This window comes from Bacillus sp. FDAARGOS_1420 (assembly GCF_019344915.1).
Lineage (GTDB): Bacteria > Bacillota > Bacilli > Bacillales > Bacillaceae_G > Bacillus_A > Bacillus_A mycoides.
This window is the reverse complement of the sequence record NZ_JAHWJB010000001.1, coordinates 775,216-800,535: the sequence shown is the minus strand read 5'-3', so window position 1 is coordinate 800,535 and position 25,320 is coordinate 775,216. Positions and strand designations below refer to the sequence as shown.

Annotated in this window: 16 protein-coding genes, 9 tRNA genes, 3 rRNA genes, 2 pseudogenes and 1 riboswitch; of the genes and pseudogenes, 25 read left to right on the top strand and 5 right to left on the bottom strand. The window is 39.5% G+C overall.

Annotated features, from left to right (window positions below):
• The first annotated feature begins 134 nt into the window (after positions 1–134).
• From I6L50_RS04185 to I6L50_RS04090, 21 genes and pseudogenes are all read left to right on the top strand, one after another.
• A 16S ribosomal RNA gene (locus I6L50_RS04185) occupies positions 135–1,686 on the top strand.
• Positions 1,687–1,832: 146 nt separating this feature from the next.
• Positions 1,833–4,754, top strand: a 23S ribosomal RNA gene (locus tag I6L50_RS04180).
• 91 nt (positions 4,755–4,845) lie between these two features.
• Positions 4,846–4,961: ribosomal RNA gene (rrf, locus tag I6L50_RS04175) — 5S ribosomal RNA — on the top strand.
• Together the 16S, 23S and 5S rRNA genes with 9 tRNA genes alongside form the textbook arrangement of a ribosomal RNA operon.
• A 9-nt stretch (positions 4,962–4,970) precedes the next feature.
• A tRNA-Asn gene (locus tag I6L50_RS04170) sits at positions 4,971–5,045 on the top strand.
• A gap of 4 nt (positions 5,046–5,049) precedes the next feature.
• Positions 5,050–5,122 (top strand) — tRNA-Thr (locus I6L50_RS04165).
• A gap of 23 nt (positions 5,123–5,145) precedes the next feature.
• A tRNA-Glu gene (locus I6L50_RS04160) sits at positions 5,146–5,220 on the top strand.
• A 5-nt stretch (positions 5,221–5,225) separates the two neighbouring features.
• Positions 5,226–5,301 (top strand) — tRNA-Val (locus I6L50_RS04155).
• A 16-nt stretch (positions 5,302–5,317) separates the two neighbouring features.
• Positions 5,318–5,401 (top strand) — tRNA-Tyr (locus tag I6L50_RS04150).
• A 65-nt stretch (positions 5,402–5,466) separates the two neighbouring features.
• Positions 5,467–5,541 (top strand) — tRNA-Gln (locus I6L50_RS04145).
• Between the two features lie 5 nt (positions 5,542–5,546).
• A tRNA-Lys gene (locus I6L50_RS04140) sits at positions 5,547–5,622 on the top strand.
• A gap of 5 nt (positions 5,623–5,627) precedes the next feature.
• A tRNA-Gly gene (locus tag I6L50_RS04135) sits at positions 5,628–5,699 on the top strand.
• A 10-nt stretch (positions 5,700–5,709) separates the two neighbouring features.
• Positions 5,710–5,782 (top strand) — tRNA-Ala (locus I6L50_RS04130).
• Between the two features lie 126 nt (positions 5,783–5,908).
• Complete coding sequence (locus I6L50_RS04125) at positions 5,909–7,054, top strand: glycerate kinase (protein ID WP_219300668.1); 1,146 nt, start codon at positions 5,909–5,911, stop codon at positions 7,052–7,054.
• A gap of 270 nt (positions 7,055–7,324) precedes the next feature.
• Entirely contained in the window at positions 7,325–8,218 is an 894-nt protein-coding gene (gene rocF / locus I6L50_RS04120) for an arginase (protein WP_113938306.1), read from the top strand.
• A 248-nt stretch (positions 8,219–8,466) separates the two neighbouring features.
• Positions 8,467–9,288 carry a diadenylate cyclase CdaA gene (cdaA, locus tag I6L50_RS04115; protein ID WP_002091475.1) on the top strand — a complete coding sequence of 274 codons (822 nt, stop codon included), beginning with the start codon at positions 8,467–8,469 and terminating at the stop codon, positions 9,286–9,288.
• A complete protein-coding gene (locus I6L50_RS04110) occupies positions 9,281–10,756 on the top strand; it encodes a CdaR family protein (protein ID WP_219300666.1) in 1,476 nt (491 codons plus the stop codon). Before cdaA ends, I6L50_RS04110 begins: the two co-directional genes overlap by 8 nt.
• The gene (glmM, locus tag I6L50_RS04105) at positions 10,749–12,095 is read left to right on the top strand and encodes a phosphoglucosamine mutase (RefSeq protein ID WP_002139928.1); all 1,347 of its coding nucleotides are present in this window, start codon (positions 10,749–10,751) and stop codon (positions 12,093–12,095) included. Before I6L50_RS04110 ends, glmM begins: the two co-directional genes overlap by 8 nt.
• A gap of 285 nt (positions 12,096–12,380) precedes the next feature.
• Positions 12,381–12,566, top strand: a pseudogene (locus I6L50_RS04100) (hypothetical protein).
• A 12-nt stretch (positions 12,567–12,578) separates the two neighbouring features.
• The gene (glmS, locus tag I6L50_RS04095) at positions 12,579–14,381 is read left to right on the top strand and encodes a glutamine--fructose-6-phosphate transaminase (isomerizing) (RefSeq protein ID WP_002139926.1); all 1,803 of its coding nucleotides are present in this window, start codon (positions 12,579–12,581) and stop codon (positions 14,379–14,381) included.
• Between the two features lie 109 nt (positions 14,382–14,490).
• Positions 14,491–14,663: pseudogene (locus I6L50_RS35650) on the top strand (TnsA endonuclease N-terminal domain-containing protein); the annotation flags it as partial.
• 78 nt (positions 14,664–14,741) lie between these two features.
• A complete protein-coding gene (locus I6L50_RS04090) occupies positions 14,742–16,709 on the top strand; it encodes a S9 family peptidase (RefSeq protein ID WP_219300664.1) in 1,968 nt (655 codons plus the stop codon).
• 181 nt (positions 16,710–16,890) lie between these two features.
• On the opposite strand, the gene I6L50_RS04085 is transcribed toward I6L50_RS04090, so the two are convergent.
• On the bottom strand, positions 16,891–17,397 hold the full coding sequence (locus tag I6L50_RS04085) for a DoxX family membrane protein (protein WP_219300662.1): 507 nt from the start codon (positions 17,395–17,397) through the stop codon (positions 16,891–16,893).
• A 373-nt stretch (positions 17,398–17,770) separates the two neighbouring features.
• Between I6L50_RS04085 and I6L50_RS04080 the strand changes: the two genes are divergently transcribed.
• On the top strand, positions 17,771–18,547 hold the full coding sequence (locus I6L50_RS04080; RefSeq protein ID WP_002124715.1) for an SDR family oxidoreductase: 777 nt from the start codon (positions 17,771–17,773) through the stop codon (positions 18,545–18,547).
• A gap of 48 nt (positions 18,548–18,595) precedes the next feature.
• Here I6L50_RS04080 and I6L50_RS04075 read toward each other — a convergent pair whose 3' ends face one another.
• The 4 genes from I6L50_RS04075 to I6L50_RS04060 form a co-directional block, all read right to left on the bottom strand.
• The gene (locus I6L50_RS04075; protein ID WP_002124718.1) at positions 18,596–19,264 is read right to left on the bottom strand and encodes a methionine ABC transporter permease; all 669 of its coding nucleotides are present in this window, start codon (positions 19,262–19,264) and stop codon (positions 18,596–18,598) included.
• Entirely contained in the window at positions 19,239–20,279 is a 1,041-nt protein-coding gene (locus I6L50_RS04070) for a methionine ABC transporter ATP-binding protein (protein ID WP_219300659.1), read from the bottom strand. Before I6L50_RS04070 ends, I6L50_RS04075 begins: the two co-directional genes overlap by 26 nt.
• A gap of 12 nt (positions 20,280–20,291) precedes the next feature.
• Positions 20,292–21,104: a MetQ/NlpA family ABC transporter substrate-binding protein gene (locus I6L50_RS04065; RefSeq protein WP_219300657.1), complete on the bottom strand. Its 813-nt coding sequence runs from the start codon at positions 21,102–21,104 to the stop codon at positions 20,292–20,294.
• Between the two features lie 85 nt (positions 21,105–21,189).
• Positions 21,190–21,303, bottom strand: a riboswitch (SAM riboswitch).
• Between the two features lie 80 nt (positions 21,304–21,383).
• Positions 21,384–22,292 (bottom strand): NAD(P)-dependent alcohol dehydrogenase, encoded by a 909-nt coding sequence (locus I6L50_RS04060; RefSeq protein ID WP_219300655.1) that lies wholly within the window; start codon positions 22,290–22,292, stop codon positions 21,384–21,386.
• A gap of 156 nt (positions 22,293–22,448) precedes the next feature.
• On the opposite strand from I6L50_RS04060, the gene I6L50_RS04055 reads away from it, so the two are divergent.
• The 3 genes from I6L50_RS04055 to I6L50_RS04045 all read left to right on the top strand — a co-directional run bounded on the left by I6L50_RS04055 (position 22,449) and on the right by I6L50_RS04045 (position 25,298).
• Entirely contained in the window at positions 22,449–23,213 is a 765-nt protein-coding gene (locus I6L50_RS04055) for a hypothetical protein (RefSeq protein WP_219300653.1), read from the top strand.
• 118 nt (positions 23,214–23,331) lie between these two features.
• On the top strand, positions 23,332–24,768 hold the full coding sequence (locus I6L50_RS04050; protein WP_219300651.1) for an FAD-binding oxidoreductase: 1,437 nt from the start codon (positions 23,332–23,334) through the stop codon (positions 24,766–24,768).
• On the top strand, positions 24,765–25,298 hold the full coding sequence (locus I6L50_RS04045; protein ID WP_219300649.1) for an MFS transporter: 534 nt from the start codon (positions 24,765–24,767) through the stop codon (positions 25,296–25,298). The genes I6L50_RS04050 and I6L50_RS04045 overlap by 4 nt, the downstream gene beginning before the upstream one ends.
• The last annotated feature ends 22 nt before the right edge of the window (positions 25,299–25,320 follow it).

The following is a 25,320-nucleotide window of genomic DNA, read 5'->3' as shown; positions in this document are numbered from 1 at the left end:
CTTAGTTGACATCGAAAAATGAAGATGTTAACATAAGGAAGTCGCAAATGAGCGACCAAGTAGTTCTTTGAAAACTGAACGAAACAAACAACGTGAACGTCAATTTTTATTTTTAGATGCTAGACAAACTAACTTTATTGGAGAGTTTGATCCTGGCTCAGGATGAACGCTGGCGGCGTGCCTAATACATGCAAGTCGAGCGAATGGATTAAGAGCTTGCTCTTATGAAGTTAGCGGCGGACGGGTGAGTAACACGTGGGTAACCTACCCATAAGACTGGGATAACTCCGGGAAACCGGGGCTAATACCGGATAATATTTTGAACTGCATAGTTCGAAATTGAAAGGCGGCTTCGGCTGTCACTTATGGATGGACCCGCGTCGCATTAGCTAGTTGGTGAGGTAACGGCTCACCAAGGCGACGATGCGTAGCCGACCTGAGAGGGTGATCGGCCACACTGGGACTGAGACACGGCCCAGACTCCTACGGGAGGCAGCAGTAGGGAATCTTCCGCAATGGACGAAAGTCTGACGGAGCAACGCCGCGTGAGTGATGAAGGCTTTCGGGTCGTAAAACTCTGTTGTTAGGGAAGAACAAGTGCTAGTTGAATAAGCTGGCACCTTGACGGTACCTAACCAGAAAGCCACGGCTAACTACGTGCCAGCAGCCGCGGTAATACGTAGGTGGCAAGCGTTATCCGGAATTATTGGGCGTAAAGCGCGCGCAGGTGGTTTCTTAAGTCTGATGTGAAAGCCCACGGCTCAACCGTGGAGGGTCATTGGAAACTGGGAGACTTGAGTGCAGAAGAGGAAAGTGGAATTCCATGTGTAGCGGTGAAATGCGTAGAGATATGGAGGAACACCAGTGGCGAAGGCGACTTTCTGGTCTGTAACTGACACTGAGGCGCGAAAGCGTGGGGAGCAAACAGGATTAGATACCCTGGTAGTCCACGCCGTAAACGATGAGTGCTAAGTGTTAGAGGGTTTCCGCCCTTTAGTGCTGAAGTTAACGCATTAAGCACTCCGCCTGGGGAGTACGGCCGCAAGGCTGAAACTCAAAGGAATTGACGGGGGCCCGCACAAGCGGTGGAGCATGTGGTTTAATTCGAAGCAACGCGAAGAACCTTACCAGGTCTTGACATCCTCTGAAAACTCTAGAGATAGAGCTTCTCCTTCGGGAGCAGAGTGACAGGTGGTGCATGGTTGTCGTCAGCTCGTGTCGTGAGATGTTGGGTTAAGTCCCGCAACGAGCGCAACCCTTGATCTTAGTTGCCATCATTAAGTTGGGCACTCTAAGGTGACTGCCGGTGACAAACCGGAGGAAGGTGGGGATGACGTCAAATCATCATGCCCCTTATGACCTGGGCTACACACGTGCTACAATGGACGGTACAAAGAGCTGCAAGACCGCGAGGTGGAGCTAATCTCATAAAACCGTTCTCAGTTCGGATTGTAGGCTGCAACTCGCCTACATGAAGCTGGAATCGCTAGTAATCGCGGATCAGCATGCCGCGGTGAATACGTTCCCGGGCCTTGTACACACCGCCCGTCACACCACGAGAGTTTGTAACACCCGAAGTCGGTGGGGTAACCTTTATGGAGCCAGCCGCCTAAGGTGGGACAGATGATTGGGGTGAAGTCGTAACAAGGTAGCCGTATCGGAAGGTGCGGCTGGATCACCTCCTTTCTATGGAGAATTGATGAACGCAGTTCATCAATAAACGTTGACTTGTTTTGTTTCGTTCAGTTTTGAGAGAACTATCTCTCAAGTTTAAATGTATGTTCTTTGAAAACTAGATAACAGTGTAGCTCATATTTTTTTAATTTTAGTTTGGTTAAGTTAGAAAGGGCGCACGGTGGATGCCTTGACACTAGGAGTCGATGAAGGACGGGACTAACGCCGATATGCTTCGGGGAGCTGTAAGTAAGCTTTGATCCGAAGATTTCCGAATGGGGAAACCCACTATACGTAATGGTATGGTATCCTTACCTGAATACATAGGGTATGGAAGACAGACCCAGGGAACTGAAACATCTAAGTACCTGGAGGAAGAGAAAGCAAATGCGATTTCCTGAGTAGCGGCGAGCGAAACGGAATCTAGCCCAAACCAAGAGGCTTGCCTCTTGGGGTTGTAGGACATTCTATACGGAGTTACAAAGGAACGAGGTAGACGAAGCGACCTGGAAAGGTCCGTCACAGAGGGTAATAACCCCGTAGTCGAAACTTCGTTCTCTCTTGAATGTATCCTGAGTACGGCGGAACACGTGAAATTCCGTCGGAATCTGGGAGGACCATCTCCCAAGGCTAAATACTCCCTAGTGATCGATAGTGAACCAGTACCGTGAGGGAAAGGTGAAAAGCACCCCGGAAGGGGAGTGAAAGAGATCCTGAAACCGTGTGCCTACAAATAGTCAGAGCCCGTTAATGGGTGATGGCGTGCCTTTTGTAGAATGAACCGGCGAGTTACGATCCCGTGCGAGGTTAAGTTGAAGAGACGGAGCCGCAGCGAAAGCGAGTCTGAATAGGGCGTTTAGTACGTGGTCGTAGACCCGAAACCAGGTGATCTACCCATGTCCAGGGTGAAGTTCAGGTAACACTGAATGGAGGCCCGAACCCACGCACGTTGAAAAGTGCGGGGATGAGGTGTGGGTAGCGGAGAAATTCCAATCGAACCTGGAGATAGCTGGTTCTCCCCGAAATAGCTTTAGGGCTAGCCTTAAGTGTAAGAGTCTTGGAGGTAGAGCACTGATTGAACTAGGGGTCCTCATCGGATTACCGAATTCAGTCAAACTCCGAATGCCAATGACTTATCCTTAGGAGTCAGACTGCGAGTGATAAGATCCGTAGTCAAGAGGGAAACAGCCCAGATCGCCAGCTAAGGTCCCAAAGTGTGTATTAAGTGGAAAAGGATGTGGAGTTGCTTAGACAACTAGGATGTTGGCTCAGAAGCAGCCACCATTTAAAGAGTGCGTAATAGCTCACTAGTCGAGTGACTCTGCGCCGAAAATGTACCGGGGCTAAATACACCACCGAAGCTGCGAATTGATACCAATGGTATCAGTGGTAGGGGAGCGTTCTAAGTGCAGTGAAGTCAGACCGGAAGGACTGGTGGAGCGCTTAGAAGTGAGAATGCCGGTATGAGTAGCGAAAGACGGGTGAGAATCCCGTCCACCGAATGCCTAAGGTTTCCTGAGGAAGGCTCGTCCGCTCAGGGTTAGTCAGGACCTAAGCCGAGGCCGACAGGCGTAGGCGATGGACAACAGGTTGATATTCCTGTACCACCTCTTTATCGTTTGAGCAATGGAGGGACGCAGAAGGATAGAAGAAGCGTGCGATTGGTTGTGCACGTCCAAGCAGTTAGGCTGATAAGTAGGCAAATCCGCTTATCGTGAAGGCTGAGCTGTGATGGGGAAGCTCCTTATGGAGCGAAGTCTTTGATTCCCCGCTGCCAAGAAAAGCTTCTAGCGAGATAAAAGGTGCCTGTACCGCAAACCGACACAGGTAGGCGAGGAGAGAATCCTAAGGTGTGCGAGAGAACTCTGGTTAAGGAACTCGGCAAAATGACCCCGTAACTTCGGGAGAAGGGGTGCTTTCTTAACGGAAAGCCGCAGTGAATAGGCCCAAGCGACTGTTTAGCAAAAACACAGGTCTCTGCGAAGCCGTAAGGCGAAGTATAGGGGCTGACACCTGCCCGGTGCTGGAAGGTTAAGGAGAGGGGTTAGCGTAAGCGAAGCTCTGAACTGAAGCCCCAGTAAACGGCGGCCGTAACTATAACGGTCCTAAGGTAGCGAAATTCCTTGTCGGGTAAGTTCCGACCCGCACGAAAGGTGTAACGATTTGGGCACTGTCTCAACCAGAGACTCGGTGAAATTATAGTACCTGTGAAGATGCAGGTTACCCGCGACAGGACGGAAAGACCCCGTGGAGCTTTACTGTAGCCTGATATTGAATTTTGGTACAGTTTGTACAGGATAGGCGGGAGCCATTGAAACCGGAGCGCTAGCTTCGGTGGAGGCGCTGGTGGGATACCGCCCTGACTGTATTGAAATTCTAACCTACGGGTCTTATCGACCCGGGAGACAGTGTCAGGTGGGCAGTTTGACTGGGGCGGTCGCCTCCTAAAGTGTAACGGAGGCGCCCAAAGGTTCCCTCAGAATGGTTGGAAATCATTCGTAGAGTGCAAAGGCATAAGGGAGCTTGACTGCGAGACCTACAAGTCGAGCAGGGACGAAAGTCGGGCTTAGTGATCCGGTGGTTCCGCATGGAAGGGCCATCGCTCAACGGATAAAAGCTACCCCGGGGATAACAGGCTTATCTCCCCCAAGAGTCCACATCGACGGGGAGGTTTGGCACCTCGATGTCGGCTCATCGCATCCTGGGGCTGTAGTCGGTCCCAAGGGTTGGGCTGTTCGCCCATTAAAGCGGTACGCGAGCTGGGTTCAGAACGTCGTGAGACAGTTCGGTCCCTATCCGTCGTGGGCGCAGGAAATTTGAGAGGAGCTGTCCTTAGTACGAGAGGACCGGGATGGACGCACCGCTGGTGTACCAGTTGTTCTGCCAAGGGCATAGCTGGGTAGCTATGTGCGGAAGGGATAAGTGCTGAAAGCATCTAAGCATGAAGCCCCCCTCAAGATGAGATTTCCCATAGCGTAAGCTAGTAAGATCCCTGAAAGATGATCAGGTTGATAGGTTCGAGGTGGAAGCATGGTGACATGTGGAGCTGACGAATACTAATAGATCGAGGACTTAACCATATAATATGAAGCAAATGTTATCTAGTTTTGAAGGAATATATATTTAAAATTCCTTTTGACATTCTCAAAAGAATGTGTATAATGATAAAAGTCTGGTAATGATGGCAGAGAGGTCACACCCGTTCCCATACCGAACACGGAAGTTAAGCTCTCTAGCGCCGATGGTAGTTGGGACCTTGTCCCTGTGAGAGTAGGACGTTGCCAGGCTTATATTATTCCGCAGTAGCTCAGCGGTAGAGCTATCGGCTGTTAACCGATCGGTCGTAGGTTCGATTCCTACCTGCGGAGCCATTATGCTTCCATAGCTCAGCTGGTAGAGTACTTCCATGGTAAGGAAGAGGTCACCGGTTCAAGCCCGGTTGGAAGCTTGGGAAAAGTTTTTGTTTTTTTTGGCCCGTTGGTCAAGTGGTTAAGACACCGCCCTTTCACGGCGGTAACACGGGTTCGAATCCCGTACGGGTCACCACTTTTGGAGGATTAGCTCAGCTGGGAGAGCACCTGCCTTACAAGCAGGGGGTCGGCGGTTCGATCCCGTCATCCTCCACCATATATTTTTAAATGTCGGAGGGGTAGCGAAGTGGCTAAACGCGGCGGACTGTAAATCCGCTCCTTTGGGTTCGGCAGTTCGAATCTGCCCCCCTCCACCATTTTCTTTAAAATAACCTGAGAGGGTTTATTTTTTTGAAAAGATAACCATACTAGTAAATATTAATGGGCTATAGCCAAGCGGTAAGGCAACGGACTTTGACTCCGTCATGCGCTGGTTCGAATCCAGCTAGCCCAGCCATTTACGAGCCATTAGCTCAGTTGGTAGAGCATCTGACTTTTAATCAGAGGGTCGAAGGTTCGAATCCTTCATGGCTCACCATTTTCGCGGAAGTAGTTCAGTGGTAGAATACAACCTTGCCAAGGTTGGGGTCGCGGGTTCGAATCCCGTCTTCCGCTTAATTACTAAGGGGCCTTAGCTCAGCTGGGAGAGCGCCTGCCTTGCACGCAGGAGGTCAGCGGTTCGATCCCGCTAGGCTCCATATAAATAGGGAAAGCTTACATCAAATGATGTAAGCTTTTTTTGTGTTTAAATTTCACTCAAAAAGGAAACTTTTCCGTATATCGTTTAAAATGAAAAAAAGGGGTTGAATAAGGGGGGGATAATTATGAAAGTTGTCATTGCATCGGATTCATATAAAGAAAGCCTGAAAGCTATAGAGGTATGTGAAGCTATTGAAAGGGGCTTTGCAGCAGTTTTTCCTAAAGCAGAGTACGTTAAAGTACCAATTGGAGATGGAGGTGAAGGAACGGTCGAATCTCTTGTTGGTGCTACAATGGGGGAAATTATATCACTTAATGTGACAGGGCCGCTTGGAGAGAGTGTGCAAGCCTATTATGGTATGTCTAAGGATAGGGAGACAGCATTTATTGAAATGGCGGCAGCATCAGGATTACAACACGTTTCAATTGAAAAGAGAAACCCACTTATTACAACGACAAAAGGGACAGGCGAACTGATATTACATGCATTAGATCAAGGAGCTAAACACATTATTTTAGGGCTTGGAGGAAGTGCTACAAATGATGGTGGGGCAGGTATGTTGTCTGCTTTAGGCGTAGAGTTTATTAATAGGAAAGGTGAAGTAATTGAGCCCTCTGGAGGAACATTACATTTGATTACTGCTCTTAACCTTTCTCGTATGGATACACGTTTGAAGGATATAAAGCTAGAAGCAGCATGTGATGTCGACAATCCATTAGTTGGACCAAAGGGAGCGTCTTTCGTATTTGGGAGACAAAAGGGTGCGAATGTAGAGATGATGAAAGAGCTAGACGGTAATTTAAAACATTATGCTAATATACTTAAACAGTATGTATCTTTTGATGTGTCCCTAATACCTGGTGCAGGGGCAGCTGGAGGAATGGGAGCGGCTGTCGTTGCAGTACTAAGGGGACAGCTAAGAAAAGGGATTGAAATTGTATTAGATTATACAAATTTTGATAAGTGTATAGAGGATGCCGATCTTATTGTAACTGGTGAGGGAAGGATAGATGAACAAACAGCTTATGGAAAAGCTCCTGCTGGTGTCGCGAAGCGGGCGAAATGTCGTCATATTCCTGTAATTGCTATTGGTGGATCTGTATCCTCGAATTATACGACTGTTTACGAAAAGGGAATTGATGCAGTGTTTAGTATTACGGCTAGCCCAATGACATTAGAGGAAGCATATAAAGCGGCAGAAGAGAATATCGAAATGACAGCAAAAAATATTGCAGCAGTGTGGAAACTAGCATCAAAAAAACGCTTCTAAATGTAGAAGTGTTTTTTTTATCCAGTTATTTGAGGGTATCTTGTGTAATCCTAGGTGGTGATGGAGAAAAGCACTGATAAAAATATTAGCTGATAGAAAAGTTAGTTGGTTCATTAAGTTAACTTTATACATAGAATGGTTTAAAAATTGGGATTCTATCGTAAATATAAGTGAATAAAATGTATATCCATGCAGAAAAATGTCGAGTTGAGTCAGACTATATAAAAGATTTAAAATATTTAGTGAAGGCATAAAAGGGGGATACTATCTATGAAAAAAGAAATCTCAGTTATTGGAGTTCCAATGGATTTAGGACAGATGCGTCGTGGGGTTGATATGGGACCAAGCGCGATCCGTTATGCAGGGGTAGTTGAAAGAATTGAACAAATTGGATATGACGTAAAAGATATGGGAGATATATGTATAGAGAGAGAAAAAGAAGTAGATGAAAATACAAAATTACGAAACCTTACTCAAGTTGCAACTGTATGTAACGAACTAGCGACTAAGGTTGATCATATTATAGAAGAAGGTCGTTTTCCACTTGTATTGGGCGGCGATCATAGTATTGCTATCGGTACGTTAGCTGGTGTGGCGAAACATTATAAAAATTTAGGTGTTATTTGGTACGATGCACACGGTGATTTAAATACAGAAGAGACTTCACCATCTGGAAATATTCACGGTATGTCACTTGCTGCAAGTTTAGGATATGGACATTCTTCACTTGTAGACTTATACGGGTCATATCCAAAGGTGAAGAAAGAGAACGTTGTAATTATCGGTGCACGTGCATTAGATGAAGGAGAAAAGGACTTTATTCGTGAAGAAGGCATTAAAGTATTCTCAATGCATGAAATTGATCGTATGGGTATGACGGCTGTTATGGAAGAAACAATTGCGTATTTATCTCATACTGACGGTGTTCATTTATCATTAGATTTAGATGGGCTTGATCCTCATGACGCACCAGGAGTTGGAACACCTGTAATTGGTGGTCTATCGTATCGTGAAAGCCACCTAGCGATGGAAATGTTAGCAGAAGCTGATATTGTTACATCTGCTGAATTTGTTGAAGTAAATACGATTTTAGATGAGAGAAATAGAACAGCAACAACAGCGGTTGCTTTAATGGGTTCTTTATTCGGTGAAAAACTAAAATAAATGTAAGAAAAGCAACTGAGAAGTTGCTTTTTTTATTTGAAAATAGGCGTATAATAATGACTTATATTATACTGTAGGATAAGAAAGTTTGACATCTTACCAATTTAAGCTAAAGGAGGGCGTTTGTAATTGTCGTTTGGTTCATGTATGGTATAATTAACTAGTTGTTGGAAATACATACAGATAGAGCATAAAATAATATTTCAATATATGGATAGAATTGCTCGTAAGTAGGAGGAAGGGTTAGCATGCCTTTTGAAGATACGACCATTTTGAAATATCTTAGTACGGCATTAGATATTGCTGTTGTATGGTTTATTATATATAAGCTAATTCTTATAATTCGGGGCACGAAGGCTGTGCAACTTTTAAAAGGTATTACAGTTATTATTGTCGTCCGGATGATTAGTATTTTACTTGAATTGCATACGCTATATTGGCTAACGGAACAAGTATTAACGTGGGGATTTTTAGCCGTTATTATTATCTTCCAGCCAGAATTGAGAAGAGCACTTGAGCAGCTAGGACGGGGTAGCTTATTTTCGCGTGTGGGAAATCAGGGGGAAGATGAACCTGAAATTGTTGCAACAGCGATAGCTAAAGCAACGGAATATATGGGAAAACGTAGAATTGGTGCACTAATTACTTTGTCAAAAGAGACTGGGATGGATGATTATGTAGAAACGGGTATTCCGCTAAATGCAAATGTATCATCGGAATTACTCATTAATATTTTTATCCCTAATACCCCTCTTCATGATGGAGCAGTAATTATGCAGGGAAGTACAATTAAAGCAGCAGCATGTTACCTTCCTTTATCAGAAAGCCCATTTATTTCTAAGGAGTTAGGAACTAGGCATCGTGCTGCAATGGGAGTTAGTGAAGTCACCGATAGTATTACAGTAGTTGTGTCGGAAGAAACAGGCCAAATTTCTTTAACGAAAAACGGTGAGTTACATCGTGATTTGAAGACAGAACAGCTAAAGGATATGTTGTTAGCTGAATTTAGTGGGAACGAAAAAACGACTTCTTCGTCTTTATGGAATTGGAGGAGAAAGCGTCATGGATAAGTTAATGGAGAATCATTGGTTTTTAAAAGGAATCTCATTACTATTGGCGTGTATGCTTTTTATGTCAGCAACTTTAACTGAAAAAAATACGACATCGAGTATATTACCTTTCGTAAATGAAACGAAAGAAACATTAACTGATTATCCTATTACCCTTAAGTATGATGAAGAGAAATATATTGTAAGTGGTATTCCAGCAGGTGGAGTCAAGGTGAAGTTGGAAGGCCCAAAATCAGCAGTTGCTACAGCAAAAGCAAAAAAACAATTTGATATATCAGTTGATTTGCGAGATAGTCAAAAAGGAACTTATGAAGTTTCTTTAAAAGCGAACGGGCTTCCAGATGATGTGAAGGGGACAGTTCAGCCAGCAACAATTAAAGTCACTCTTCATGAAAAAGCGAAAAAGTATGTTCATGTAGATTTAAAATTATCAAATGAAGACCAGATGCCAGCAGGTGCTACCATTGAGAAATCAAGTATTAAGCCTGACACTGTTGAAGTAGTTGGAACAAAAGAAGAAATAGAAAGTATTTCATCTGCTAAGGCATATATAGATTTAAAAGGTGTTAATAAAACAGTTACAAAAACAGCAGACGTTACATTATACAATAAAGAAGGAAAACGTTTAAATGTAAAAACAAGTCCATCTAAAATAAGTGTAACGGTGAATGTAGCGACACAAGCTACAGCAAATAATGTCGAAAAAACAGTTCCTTTAACATATTCGAAAAAAGGGAATCTACCAGAAGGTTTAGCTGTTACAAATATTAGTGTTGAACCAAAAGAAGTAACGATAGCAGGTCCAAAAGACATTTTGGATAATATACAATCTATAGAGGGGGTCGAGGTAGATCTTAGTCAATTGACGGATTCTACAACATTCGATGCCTCTGTTTTATTGCCAAAAGGTGTAACAAGTGCAAAACCAAATCAAGTGAAGGTTTCCATAGGGGTACAAAAAGTAAAACAAACGAAAAGTAAAACTATTGATGGTATCCCGATTCAAAAAAGTGGAATTCCGAATGATGTTACTGCGCAGCTACTTTCGCCACAAGATGGAAAGATAAGCGTTGATATTTCAGGAGAAGCAAGTATAGTAGATAAAATAACAGCTGCTCAAATAACAGCGGCGATTAATCTGCAAAATGTATCTCCGGGGACGAAAGATGTTTCTATTCAAGTGAGTGGTCCTGGTAATATTTCGATAGAAGCAAAACAAAAAAGTGCTAAAGTCACAATTGTGAAGAAAGAAAAGCCGGATAAAGAAGTACAGGGTAATATTGAACAACCAGATTCAAAAAACAATCAAGAAAATCAAACTGAAAAACCAAAAAATCCTGAACCTAATCCAGAAAAGGATCAGGAAAAAGATAAAGACAAAGAAAAAGAAAATGGCCAAGAAACGAGCCAAGAACCAACAGTAGATAATCAAAAAGAGCACGAAAAAGGAGCGAATAATAATGGGTAAATATTTTGGTACAGACGGAGTACGTGGGGTTGCAAATAAGGAATTAACACCTGAATTAGCTTTTAAAATAGGACGTTTTGGCGGCTATGTATTAACAAAAGATACAGATCGTCCAAAAGTAATTATTGGCCGTGATACACGTGTATCTGGACATATGCTAGAAGGAGCTTTAGTAGCAGGCCTATTATCAACTGGAGCGGAAGTAATGCGCCTTGGTGTTATTTCTACACCAGGTGTGGCTTATTTAACAAAAGCGTTAGGGGCGCAAGCAGGTGTTATGATCTCTGCATCTCATAACCCAGTACAAGATAATGGAATTAAGTTCTTCGGTTCAGATGGATTTAAATTAACAGATGAGCAAGAAGCAGAAATTGAAGCGTTATTAGACAAAGAAGTTGATGAGCTACCACGTCCAACAGGTACTAACCTTGGACAAGTGAGTGATTACTTTGAAGGTGGACAAAAATATTTACAATACATTAAACAAACTGTAGAGGAAGATTTCTCTGGTTTACATATTGCTTTAGATTGTGCACATGGTGCTACATCTTCTTTAGCTCCATATTTATTTGCAGATTTAGAAGCTGATATTTCAACAATGGGAACTTCACCGAACGGTATGAATATTAACGCTGGAGTAGGTTCTACGCATCCAGAAGTGTTAGCTGAATTAGTAAAAGAAAAAGGTGCTGATATTGGTCTTGCTTTTGATGGTGACGGAGACCGTTTAATCGCAGTAGACGAAAAAGGAAACATCGTTGATGGCGATCAAATTATGTTTATTTGCGCGAAGTATATGAAAGAAACTGGCCAATTGAAACATAATACAGTTGTTTCAACAGTTATGAGTAACTTAGGTTTCTACAAAGCGCTTGAAGCAAACAATATTACAAGTGATAAAACAGCAGTTGGTGATCGCTACGTAATGGAAGAGATGAAACGTGGTGGATATAACCTGGGCGGAGAACAATCAGGTCATATTATCTTACTTGATTACATTACAACTGGTGATGGAATGTTAAGTGCACTTCAACTTGTAAATATCATGAAAATGACGAAAAAACCATTATCTGAGCTTGCAGGCGAGATGACAAAATTCCCGCAATTACTAGTAAATGTTCGTGTAACAGACAAGAAACTAGCACTAGAAAATGAGAAAATTAAAGAAATTATTCGTGTTGTAGAGGAAGAAATGAACGGAGACGGTCGTATTCTTGTTCGTCCATCTGGAACAGAACCACTTATTCGTGTAATGGCAGAAGCACCGACACAAGAAATTTGTGATGGGTATGTACATCGTATTGTAGAAGTTGTGAAAGCTGAAGTTGGCGTTGAATAATTAACCGATTTTATTTAAAAGGAGCACAAAAAGTGCTCCTTTTTCATATATTTTATAGACAATGAAAAAAATTTCATTGACGATTTATATTGTTTGTTATACGATGGTCTTGTTCTTTTTCTCAAAGGAAATATTGTAAATTATAAAAGCGCCAGAACTACAAGTAGTGTAGTTGACGAGGTGGAGTTTATCGAGATTTCGGCGGATGACTCCCGGTTGTTCATCACAACCGCAATCTTTTACTTAAAACATTAAGGTGACTTAGTGGACAAAGGTGAAAGTGTGATGAGAGAAGAGGAACGGATGAATACTAGCTGTATAAGTATATACGGACTTTAACCCAATCGAGAGGAAGGTGAAAGCCGTTACAAGCTTACAGGGCTAGCAATATGTAATCCGTTTTTTAGTATAAATAAAAATGGTATCGGACTATGTCGTTACATGTTCGCAGAGCAGTGTAAGCATTTGTAACGGCGACTAAACATGTGTGGAATCGTAGGATTTATTGGAGAGCAAGATGCAAAGGAAATTTTATTAAAAGGTTTAGAAAAGCTAGAATATCGCGGATATGATTCAGCAGGTATTGCAGTACAAGCAGAGAACGGTGTTATTGTATACAAAGAAAAAGGCCGTATTGCAAAACTTCGCGAAGTCGTAGAAGAGAATGTAGCAGCAAGCGTGGGAATCGGTCACACACGCTGGGCTACACACGGTGTTCCAAGCAAATTAAACGCGCATCCGCATCAAAGTACATCAAAACGTTTTACACTAGTTCATAACGGTGTAATTGAAAACTATGAATTAGTGAAAAAAGAATATTTACAAGATGTAACGTTCGTAAGTGAAACAGATACAGAAATTATCGTGCAGCTTATGGAACAACAAGTAAGTACAGGACTAAGTGTAGAAGATGCGTTCCGAAAAACGTTATCTCTTTTACATGGTTCTTACGCAATCGGACTACTTGATGCTGAAAATCCAAACATGATTTATGTTGCTAAAAACAAAAGCCCGCTATTAGTAGGTGCTGGTGATAACTTTAATGTTATTGCAAGCGACGCTATGGCGATGTTACAAGTTACAGATCAATTTATCGAGTTAATGGATAAAGAAATGGTAATCGTAACAAAAGAAAGCATTACAATTAAAAACTTACAAGGTGAAACGATTGAACGTGCACCGTTTACAGCGGAATTAGACGCAAGTGATATTGAAAAAGGAACGTATCCTCATTTCATGCTAAAAGAAATCGACGAGCAACCACTTGTAATCCGTAATATTATTCAAAAGTACCAAGATGAAAATGGCGAAATTGAATTAGATCAAGATATCCGTAATGCGATTTTAGATAGCGATCGTATTTACATCATTGCATGTGGAACAAGTTACCATGCAGGTCTTGTTGGAAAACAATTCATTGAGAAATTTGCGAAAGTACCAGTTGAAGTACATGTAGCAAGTGAATTCTCTTACAACATGCCATTATTAACAGAAAGACCATTCTTCATTTACATTTCACAAAGTGGTGAAACAGCTGATAGCCGTGCAGTACTTGTGCAAACAAATGAAATGGGTCATAAAGCATTAACAATTACAAACGTACCTGGTTCTACGCTTTCTCGTGAAGCTGATTATACACTTCCTTTATATGCGGGACCAGAAATCGCAGTTGCATCGACGAAAGCATACACAGCACAGCTTGCAGTACTTTCAATCTTAGCGGCTGACATTGCAAAAGCAAAAGGTGAGGTTCTTGATTTCGATTTAACACATGAATTAGGACTTGTAGCAAATGCAATGGTAGTACTTTGTGATCAAAAAGAAGAGATGGACGCATTAGCAAAACAATTTTTAGCAACAACGCGTAACTGCTTCTTCATCGGACGTAGCGTAGACTTCTTCGTAGGTTTAGAAGGTGCGTTAAAACTAAAAGAAATCTCTTACATCCAAGCAGAAGGATTTGCTGGAGGAGAATTAAAACACGGTACAATCGCCTTAATCGAAAACGGTACACCAGTTATCGCCCTTGCTACACAAGAGCACGTAAACCTTGGAATTCGTGGTAACGTGAAAGAAGTAGTAGCACGCGGAGCTAACCCATGTATCATTTCAATGAAAGGCTTAGAAATGGAAGGAGACAGCTTCGTATTACCAGCTGTACACGAAGCACTAGCACCGCTAGTAGCAGTTATTCCATTCCAACTTATCTCATACTACGCAGCGCTTCACCGCGAATGTGACGTTGATAAGCCACGTAACTTAGCTAAATCTGTTACTGTTGAGTAGGAGATTGATAGAGTAACTAGATTATTGTAAATTTAAAATAAAGTCACGACGTTTATAAAAAAGTTGTGAAGCTTTGCCCCTTTGGATATGATTATCTAAAGGGGCATTTTTGTGTCGAAAAAAAAGAACATCTAAAATCGATAAGTGGATTAAAGAGGGGCAAGGAACTGGCAGTGGGATTTAAAAAGTATAAAAACCGGCAGACAGCATGAGGTTTTATCGGATTTGGGACGGAACTACTTTTATTTAACTGAATTTTCTGTTGTTTTTTCAGATATTCGTTGATGGAAAAAAAACACTGATTAAAGTTTCACTTTATTGAACAAATTAGATTACTAGACATTACGAGGGGGTTTATTAATGAAGGTGAAAGAAAAAACATATTTAAGTATAGAAGAGATTATTTCATTACCAACCTTATCAAGTACAAATATAAGTGATGACGGCAAAGGCGTAGCATTTGTTAAGAAGACAGCTAACTGGAAAGACAATGCATATAGGAATCATATATGGATATATGAAAAAGATAAGGAGCAGAGTTACCCATTAACAACTGGGGATATAGACAGTATACACCCATTATGGTCCCCAGATTCTAGGGATATCGCATACCTTAGCCCAGTTGGTGAGGGGGATAATAAGAAAAATCAAATCTTTGTTAAGTCAATAGATGGTTATAGTGAGTTACAAATTACTGATGAGGAAGAAGGGGTCAGTACATTCAAATGGGAGCCTACTGGTAAAGGTTTTTATTATGTTGCACAGTCAAAAGAATGTGAGGAAATAAAGAAACGTAAAGAGCTATATGGGGACTTCCAACATGCAGGTAAGGAACATCGGAATAATTGTTTATATTACATTGAAATAGAAAAAGTGATACAAAATGATAAAGAGGAACGAGAGGTTAGCGGTCTTTATCAATTAACTGAGGGTAAGGATTTTTATATACATAACTTTGATATTTCAAATGATGGGAAAAAGGTTGTATTTATAGCTACACCAAGCCTAAATGATTATATGAATGGTGATTTATACATATTAGATATTGAAGCTGGAGAACTACAAAAGATGAATATAGATAAGTTGTTGGGAGGGAGCGTTTGCTTTTCTCCTGAAGGTAGCAAAATATGTTACTCAGCAAGCATAAGGGAGAAGGAGTACTATAAGACTCATATACAAGACAGTACATTAGAGATATATGATATGAATACTGGAGAGGTAATTCAGCCTCTAACAAACTTTGATAGTACGGTTATGCCATTACAGTGGACAGATAAGGGGATTTTAATTAGATGGCAGGATAAAACTAATTATCTCATTGGGTTGCTATGTGAGGAAGGCACTGTAGAAATGTTAAGTGAAAACGTAGATGGCTTTATAATGGATGCTTCTATAACAAGGGATGGAAAACATATATCCTATAATAAAGCTATTACAAATGAAACCTTTGAAATCTATTTAGACGATAAAAAAATAACGAATGAAAATATCTTTTTCGAAGGAAAGCTTAAAAGTAATAGGGAAATAATCTCATGGAAAAGTAGTGATGGTCTTGAAATAGAGGGTGTTATATCAACCCCAGTAGAGTTTGATATAAATAAAAAATATCCCTTATTAGTAGTAATCCATGGTGGTCCGGCTTGGGCATCCTTTCCGATATTTTCAGACTGTTTTAATGAGAAATATCCGATTGAACAGTTTGTTGAAAAAGGCTTTATCGTTTTAGAGCCAAACTATAGGGGAAGTTCTGGCTATGGTAATGAGTTCTTAAAAGCCAACTATAGAAAACAGGGAATTGCTGACTACGATGATGTTATATCTGGAGTGGATAAACTAGTTGAGCAAGGGATTGCAGATAAAGATAGAGTAGGGGTTATGGGATGGAGTAACGGAGGATATATATCAGCCTTCTGTTCTACGTTTAGTAATAGATTTAAAGCTATTTCAGTTGGGGGCGGAATTACTAACTGGAGTACCCATTATGTAAATACAGATATCCCTTACTTTATTAGAATGCATTTAGGAAATACTCCATGGAATGATCCAGATATATATACGAAAACATCGCCAATGACATATATTAAATCAGCCTGTACGCCTACCTTAATCCAACATGGCGAAAAGGATGCAAGGATTCCAACTTCCAATGCATATGAGCTATATCAAGGGTTAAGGGATATGGAAGTTGATACAGAATTAATTATTTTTAAAGGAATGGCATATAGTTCTGACCAGCCAGGAATTAATGTGGCTATTATGAAGCAGAATTTGATGTGGTTTTCACACTATATTCTTGGAGAAAGTATGAAAGAATTTAGGGTTTTATAATGGCTTGTTTTAGTCTTTAAGCTTTTTAGGTGCTTGAAATAAAGTCGTACACATTTATTCGGTTATATAGGATTGAGTTTAACATTTCGGATAAGGCAAACTGTGAAATGTTTTGGTGTAAATGAGAAAAGAGCCTGAATGTAGGCTCTTTCCTTATTTATATTTAAAAGATGAACTATTCTTATGCAGTTTTATTTAATTTATATGCTTCACGGTTATTTTTTTTGAAAAGTTTTGGGAAAACATAACCATCTAATCCAATACGTCCAGCATTATGTCCTGCAACTAAAATGAACATAGTTAAAATAAGCAGGTTTGGGTTTACACTAACAGTTCCGCTTAATAAAAATGAAAGGTTCATTATGATGCCGAAAAATGCAGCTGTTTTTGTTAATCCACCTAAAATCAAACCTAGCCCTACTAAAATTTCTCCCCATTGAACTAAAAAGCTAAATAGGTCTGCGTTTGGAAGAACAAAATGTTGAAGAAAATCTGCCCACCAACCTTGTACTGCAGGGTGGTCACCTGATGCTTGAGCGATAGCTCCTTTTAGAAAACCACTTGCATCAAAAGACTGTCCAAAAACTTTTCCTATTCCAGCAGCGAGCCATGCATATCCTATGTAAAGTCGTAAAAATAATAATATGAAAGTAGCGCGTTTATCAGTTCTTAAAAAATTGATAACCATTGAAATCCCTCCAATGTATTGTATTTACATGTTTATTATATATCCATTGTGAATAAATTCACAATGGAGGAAATGTGAACAAAAATAGGTTAGGAGTAATTGTTATATTTTTTGTAACATTTCATCTATTTTGGTAGACTAATAATGGAGATATATCAAAAGGAGGCAAAGAGTAGATATGTGGATGAACTTGTAATGATTAGAAATTAGATAGATGAATTTTTCTCTCGTAAGTGAGGTTTATTTAGCTATCTGTAAATCATTCAAGGACTGCATATTTAGCTTGTAAATCCCTTTTGTAAGGATAGATGCCTATGTGGGGAAATTTATATCTCTTATATAAAATATGCGCCCTTTAACTTTGGAGGAGTATATGATGAATCAATTAAAAAATAAAGTAGCTGTTGTTACAGGTGTAAGTCGTCTAGACGGTATAGGAGCAGCTATTTGCACGGAGTTAGCAGAGGCTGGATACGATATATTTTTTACGTATTGGACAGAATACGATAAAGAGATGCCTTGGGGCGTTGATAAAAATGAACAAATACAATTAAAAGAAAAGTTGATACAAAACGGTGTCAAAGTATCGAGCATGGAGTTAGATCTAACTCAGAATGATGCATCAAATCAGCTTATAAATAAAGTTACTGAACAATTAGGGTACCCTCATATATTAATTAATAATGCAGCATATTCTACAAATAATGATTTCTCTAATTTGACTGCTGAAGAACTAGATAAGCACTACATGGTAAATGTTCGTGCGACTACATTGTTAAGTAGTCAATTTGCCCAAGGTTTTGATAAGAAATCTGGTGGTAGAATTGTGAATATGACGTCGGGACAATTTAAAGGACCTATGGCAGGAGAATTAGCGTATGCAACAACGAAGGGAGCAATTGACGCTCTTACTAGTACGTTGTCAGCGGAAGTGGCCCATTTAGGGATAACAGTGAATGCAATTAATCCAGGTCCAACTAGTACAGGATGGATGACTGAGGAGATAAAGCAAGGATTAAGACCGATGTTTCCTTTCGGCAGAATTGGTGAGCCAAAGGATGCAGCAAGACTTATTAAGTTTTTAGTGAGCGAAGAAGCCGAATGGATTACAGGGCAAGTTATTCATTCAGAAGGTGGATTTAAGAGATAATTTTATAATTAAAAAGAGGGTATCTCATTTCCGTGAGATACCTTCTTTTTAATCTTTCTTCAATCTTCGTGCAACACCATTCCCTAATGACTGTAATCCTTGAACGAGGATAATCAAAATAAAGACTGTTGCATACATTACTTCAGGTTCGTAGCGTAAATGCCCGAATCGATATGCTAAATCACCAAGGCCGCCAGCACCTACAAGTCCAGCCATTGCTGTTGCACCGATTAAGCCGATCGTTGCGATTGTTAATCCAAGTACGAGAGACGGGCGAGCTTCTTTAACCATAACGTGCCAAATGATTTTTAAAGTAGAGACTCCCATTGCTTGATATGCTTCAATGACACCACGGTCCACTTCTAATAAAGCAGTTTCCATTAAACGGGCAATGTAAGGGGCTGTGAAGACAACAAGTGGTACGATAACACCTTGCACGCCAATGGACGTTCCCATTAGAAACTTTGTAAAAGGTAAAATGAAGAATAATAGAATGATAAATGGAAGAGAACGAATGATATTAATAACTGTATTAAGAATAGGATAGATAATTTTATTTTCTCGCTGTCCACCAGGTCTCGTTAAAACAAGTGTGACGCCGAGTGGTAATGCAATAAGAATAGAGATAAGTAGTGAAATAGATGTCATTTGAAAGGTTTGAATTGTTGCTTCCCATATTACGTTACCCCACTCATCCAAAAAGGACTTGTTTCCCATAATCTGTTCTACCTCCTTCTACGATAATTCCTTGTTCTTGTAAAAATGATAAGGCACGGTGTACTTCACTTTTTTCACCTTGCATATGAACGACCAGTTTCCCATATGCCTCATGTTTTAACTGCGTAATATTGCCTGATAAAATATTAGGATATACGTGGAAACGTTTTGTAGCGACAGCTAACGCTGGTTCTCCTGAAGCGGTTCCTATAAATGAAAGTGTTACGATTTCCCCGGTGCTTTGTAGTTCTTTCTGTACCTCTTCTGGAATTTTAGCTGCAAACGCGCTATTTACAAATTTCTTCGTTGTTACATGTTGTGGATCTGTAAAAATGTCCTTCACTGTTCCACTTTCAACGACAGATCCATGTTCCATTACAGCAACTTGGTCACAAATACGCTGGATGACATTCATTTCGTGTGTAATTAGCAAAATCGTAATTCCGATTTCTTCGTTGATCTTTAATAATAAATCAAGAATAGAATCGGTCGTTTCCGGATCTAATGCGCTCGTTGCTTCATCACTTAATAAAACTTCTGGCTCATGAGATAGTGCGCGAGCGATTGCTACACGTTGTTTTTGACCACCAGATAATTCACTTGGATAGGCATCTTTTTTATTAAAGAGATCAACAATGCGTAAATACTTTTCTACCCTTTTTGCAATTTCATTTTTGGGAAGACCAGATAGGCGTAAGGGTAGTGCGATGTTTTCATAAACGCTAACGGTTTTAAGTAAATTGAATCCTTGAAAAATCATGCCGATTTTTTGTCTCGCTTTTGCGAGTTCTTTCGTCGATAAGGTTGTTAAATCTTGTTCGTTTATAATGATATTTCCTGTCGTTGGTTTTTCTAATAAATTTACACAACGAATTAATGTACTTTTACCAGCGCCGCTATATCCGATGATTCCAAATACTTCACCCTTTTTTACTTTAAGGGAAGTTGGTTTAAGGGCCTCAACATTCCCTTTTTTTGTTGAAAATACTTTGGAGATGTTTTTTAATTCAATCATTATAGTCAGCTCCTACCAAGACGGTAAAACAGAACCATCGAATTTTTTCTCAATGAAATCTTTTACTTCTTTAGATTGATAAGCTTTCTTTAATTTATTTACAACAGCATCATCTTTATTTTCAGTACGAACAACGACCCAGTTCACATATGGTGAATCTTTTCCCTCGCGGAAAATAGAATCTTTTGCTGGACTTAATTTTGCACCTAATGCAAAGTTTGTATTAATCGCAGCTGCCTTCACTTCACTTAGCTGCGTTGGTAATTGAGATGCCTCTAATTCAACAATCTTTAAATTTTTCGGATTTTCAATTACATCTTTTGCAGTCGCTTTTTCTGTAGCTTTTGGATCAACTTTTAAAACACCTGCTTTTTCAAATAGCTTTAAAGCACGCAACTCATTTGTTGGGTCATTTGGGACAGCAATTGCGTCGCCCTCTTTTAATTCTTTTACATCTTTTAAGTTTTTAGAGTATATACCCATAGGGAATGTTACTGTGGAAAATACTTCAGTTAATTTCATATTACGTTCAGCTTTAAATACGTCTAAATAAGATTTTGTTTGGTAGCTATTTACATCGAGGCTTTTTTCATCTAAAGATACGTTTGGTGCTACATAATCATTAAATACCTTTATATCGATTTGGAGGCCATCTTTTGCTGCAACTTCTTTCACCTTTTCAAAAATTTGTTCATGCGGTCCGCCTGTTACACCAACTGTAATCTTTTTCTCATCTAATGCTTTTACCTCTTTATCCGAATTAGCACCACATGCGCCTAACAATAATACAGCTCCACTTACAATACTTAATAATATCTTTTTCATCTATAATTCCCCCTTAATATACGTTCCAAAATAAAAAGCACCTCTCAAAAATAAGAGAGGTGCCGAATAGACGAAATAGGTTCCTCTCTTATCTTCCAAAACGAAAATCGTTCTGCAGGAATTAGCACCTTAGCTTATACGTTATAAGCTCGGTTGCCGGGCATCATCGGGCCAGTCCCTCCGCCACTCTTGATAAGAGTATGTGTATGTAGTTTTTAAATATGGTACTAATAGTAAATCTTACAAAAGGAATTGTCAATGTTATTTTCTGAATATATTTTATTTTAAGGTAATCGAAACATTGCCTTTCTTATGTCCCATCTCTACATACGTATGAGCTTCTGAAACTTCTTCCAATCGGTAAGTTCTATCAATAACAGGTTTTAGCTTTTCTGTTTCAGCTAGTTGTTTTAATAGGTTCATATCGTCTTTACTGACCTTTGCCATTGTTCCATTAACAGATACGTATTTTCCATTAGGCGTTAACGCTCTTTCACAAAGGGATTTTTTATACTTTCCAACTGCATCAAATATAATATCGTAGCGTTCGCCTCGTTCAGCAAAATCTTCTTTCATATAATCAATTACGTTATCAGCCCCTAAAGATTGCACTAGCTCAAAATTTGAATTACTACAAACAGCTGTAACAGTCGCGCCGAAATATTTAGCAAGTTGTACAGCGGCAGTACCTACTGATCCGGAAGCGCCATATATAAGTACTTGCTGTCCTTTTTTTATGTGTCCTTTTCTCAAAAAATGTAATGCTGAAGTTCCGCCGAAAGGAATAACTGCAGCTTCATCATACGTCACATTGGTAGGTTTTAATGCTATCAATCCGCTTTCATGTACACATGTGTATTCAGCATAACCACCAACGTTAAGTCCTGTTAATGCAAAGATGTGATCCCCCTTTTTGAATTGAGTTACATCTGTTCCTACTTCCTCAATTTCACCAGATAACTCTACACCGAGTATAGGCTTTCTCGGTTTCCTAAAACCTAATACAATTCGCATAGGAATCCAAAATAAAAGGGGACTAGTAAAGCTTCGCATTCTACAATCTCCAGTTGTTACACTTGTTGCGTGAATCTTAACTAACACTTCATTCTTTTTAGGAGTGGGTTTCTTTACGTCTTGAAGCTTGAGAACGTTAGGTGGCCCGTATTTTGTGCAAATAATTGCTTTCATAATGACCTCCTGAATTTAGTTGTTTTTATTTACATCATATTTAAGTATTTCTTTAAACATGTTGTTATTCGAGAAATAAAGTGAAATAGAAATATTAAAAAGTATATAGATTTCAAAGGAAAATAGATGATATCCTTTTGGAAAGGAGGAGGAATTATGAAAAAACTTATTTTAACTTCTAGTATGATCCTTGCAGTTATTTTAGGTGCAGGGTGTAGTAATGAAAAAACAACAAAGACGGATGAACCGAAAAAAGAATCGATGCAAAAAGAGAAGGAATTAGCAGCGAAGGATGTTTTCAAGAAAGCGAATGAAGCTTTTAAAAATGAAGAACATGTAACGATGACATATGATGTAGAGATAAAAGCTGAAGGAACAGAGATGAATATACTAAAGGCTAAAATGCAATTAGAGCCAAAGAAAAAGAATTCTCGTTCTGAAATGAATGTTTCTGGTACAGATGTTGTAGTGTATGCTGTGGATGGTAAAGTTGCTGGTCAGGTGAAAAATCCTAATACAGGAGAAGTTATATCTGTACCGGAGGAGCAATTAAATGCTAGCGGAATGAAAGCAACTCAAGATATTGTAGATAATTTAGAAGTACCAGCAGTAGTTTTAGATAAAATGAAGATGGAGAAAAGCGGAGACAAATATAAACTGAAGTTCATATTAAAAGGGCAAGAAACAGAGAGTATGTTAGCTAGCATGGATGAAACGCAGAAGAAAATGCTACAAGCACAAAACGCAAAGATAGAAGAAGTGGATGCAGAATATATCATTACAAAAGATTTTAAATATGAATCAGCGAAGATAGATATGATTATGAGTAGTAATGGTAAGGATAAGGCACACATTATTACGAATGCAAAATATACATCTTACGAAAAGTTTGAGCCAATACAGCTGCCAGCAGCAAAGTAACAGTCTGGATGAGGGAGGGACCTAAAATAAAGGGTCTCTCTCTTTTTTGTTAATACCTTCTTCGTAGGAAAGTAGGTACAATATGAAGAGGAAGAACGTTAGAAGAGGAGAGTGCCATTTGGAAAAAAGAAAGATAGTAGTTGTTATTGTAGCGTATACAGTGTTGCTCGCGACTTCTATATATACATACAAAGAGCAACTGGATCATCCTATTATGAGTGATGTAGGGAAGTTGCTTCCAACGAAAATTAAACGTGTTGAAAATGCTGAGGATGAAAGTTCATTAAAAAAGTTAGTACAAGATGCAACTGTTTCTGGAGAGAAGATTTCTATTGCAGGTATGCAACATAGCCAAGGCGGACAGACGTATTATCCGAACGGTACGATGCTTGATATGAAAGGGTATAATGAAATATTAGAATTCGATCCGGAGAAGAAGAGGATTAGGGTGCAAAGCGGTGTCACATGGAATGACATTCAAAAGAAAATCAATCCATATGGTCTTGCAGTTCAAGTGATGCAATCTCAAAATATTTTTACTGTTGGTGGTTCATTAAGTGTAAATGTACATGGGCGTGATATTCGTCATGAAGCATTGATTGATACAGTAGAGTCGTTCAGATTGTTAATGGCAGATGGTACAGTACGTAATGTAAGTAGAGAAGAAAATGCTGACTTGTTTCCGTATGTAATTGGGGGATACGGATTGTTTGGTGTGATTTTAGATGTGACGCTACAGTTAACAAACGATGAATTGTATGAAACGCATACGAAGGTACTAGATTATAAAGAATACTCTTCATACTTTAAGAATAAAGTGCGAAGGGACGAGAATATACGTATGCATTTAGCACGTATTTCTGTTGCCCCAAATTCATTTTTAAAAGAAATGTATGTGACAGATTATGTACTGGCAGAAGATCAACAGAAGTTGAAAGAGTACAGCAAATTAAAAGAAGAAAATATTATAGCTGCGCCGAAATTCTTACTTGGGTTATCGCGTTATAGTGACTGGGGAAAGGGCGCATTTTGGGATATACAAAGAAGTTATTTTGAACGTACAGATGGTAAGTACGAAACTCGAAATAACGTAATGAGATCAGATAGTGCTTTTATGGAATACGATAATCCAAACTTGACCGAAGTTTTACAAGAGTACTTTGTACCGATAGATGGTTTTGCAGAGTATATAGATGATTTGCGAATTGTTTTAAATGAAGAGGAATTAAACCTTCTTAACATTACAATCCGCTATGTAGAAAAGAATGAGAATGCGGTGCTATCTTATGCGAAAGATGATATGTTTGCGCTTGTGCTTCTAATTAATCAAGGGCGTTCTGAGGATGAAATAAAGAAAACAAAAGTGGTCATTCAGAAGATGATTGATGTTACTTTAAAGCATAATGGAAGTTATTATTTACCGTATTATTCTTATCCGGAAAAGGGGCAACTAAAGAAAGCGTATCCTCGCATAGAAGAATTCCTTCGGAAGAAGAAGGAAGTAGATCCAGAGGAAAGGTTTGTGAATTTATTTTATAAGGAGTATAGCAAATGACATATAGAAGATTTGTAGCCTCACAAAGCATTATTATGATGGCGGGTAGTATGGTATTTCCTTTTTATATACTATTGCTTCGAAATGTAGGAAATAGTTTCTCGCAATTTGGCTGGGCGTACGGCTTATTTGCCTTAACTTCAGCTCTAGTATATCCGTTAGTTGGGAGAATTTCTGACAGAATGGGAGATAGAAAGCTATTAATTGTATACGCTTGGTCTATGGCTATATTAATGCTTTGTTTTCCTATTGCAACAGAAGTTTGGCATGTATACATTCTCCAAATTTTAATGGGTATTTTAGGTGCTGTGCAGCGCAATACGGAGAAGACGTCGTTAGCACGAAAGGTAGAACAGAAAAAAGCTGGTTATGAGATTGGAAAATATCATGTGTGGACATCGGTTGGAGGAGCAGTAGCAGTTATTGCAACGGGATATTTAGTAGATTTCTTTACGATTGGCACCATTTTTTATATTGCATCTATTTTATATGCAGTGAGTGGAATTGTATTAAGTAGCAAAAAAATATAATCATACCCATTTTTACCTGATT

Coding starts and splice junctions, on each gene's coding strand:
- I6L50_RS04125 (WP_219300668.1), top strand. CDS start 5,909: ATGAAAGTTGTCATTGCATCGGATTCATATAAAGAAAGCCTGAAAGCT.
- rocF (WP_113938306.1), top strand. CDS start 7,325: ATGAAAAAAGAAATCTCAGTTATTGGAGTTCCAATGGATTTAGGACAG.
- cdaA (WP_002091475.1), top strand. CDS start 8,467: ATGCCTTTTGAAGATACGACCATTTTGAAATATCTTAGTACGGCATTA.
- I6L50_RS04110 (WP_219300666.1), top strand. CDS start 9,281: ATGGATAAGTTAATGGAGAATCATTGGTTTTTAAAAGGAATCTCATTA.
- glmM (WP_002139928.1), top strand. CDS start 10,749: ATGGGTAAATATTTTGGTACAGACGGAGTACGTGGGGTTGCAAATAAG.
- glmS (WP_002139926.1), top strand. CDS start 12,579: ATGTGTGGAATCGTAGGATTTATTGGAGAGCAAGATGCAAAGGAAATT.
- I6L50_RS04090 (WP_219300664.1), top strand. CDS start 14,742: ATGAAGGTGAAAGAAAAAACATATTTAAGTATAGAAGAGATTATTTCA.
- I6L50_RS04085 (WP_219300662.1), bottom strand. CDS start 17,397: ATGGTTATCAATTTTTTAAGAACTGATAAACGCGCTACTTTCATATTA.
- I6L50_RS04080 (WP_002124715.1), top strand. CDS start 17,771: ATGATGAATCAATTAAAAAATAAAGTAGCTGTTGTTACAGGTGTAAGT.
- I6L50_RS04075 (WP_002124718.1), bottom strand. CDS start 19,264: ATGGGAAACAAGTCCTTTTTGGATGAGTGGGGTAACGTAATATGGGAA.
- I6L50_RS04070 (WP_219300659.1), bottom strand. CDS start 20,279: ATGATTGAATTAAAAAACATCTCCAAAGTATTTTCAACAAAAAAAGGG.
- I6L50_RS04065 (WP_219300657.1), bottom strand. CDS start 21,104: ATGAAAAAGATATTATTAAGTATTGTAAGTGGAGCTGTATTATTGTTA.
- I6L50_RS04060 (WP_219300655.1), bottom strand. CDS start 22,292: ATGAAAGCAATTATTTGCACAAAATACGGGCCACCTAACGTTCTCAAG.
- I6L50_RS04055 (WP_219300653.1), top strand. CDS start 22,449: ATGAAAAAACTTATTTTAACTTCTAGTATGATCCTTGCAGTTATTTTA.
- I6L50_RS04045 (WP_219300649.1), top strand. CDS start 24,765: ATGACATATAGAAGATTTGTAGCCTCACAAAGCATTATTATGATGGCG.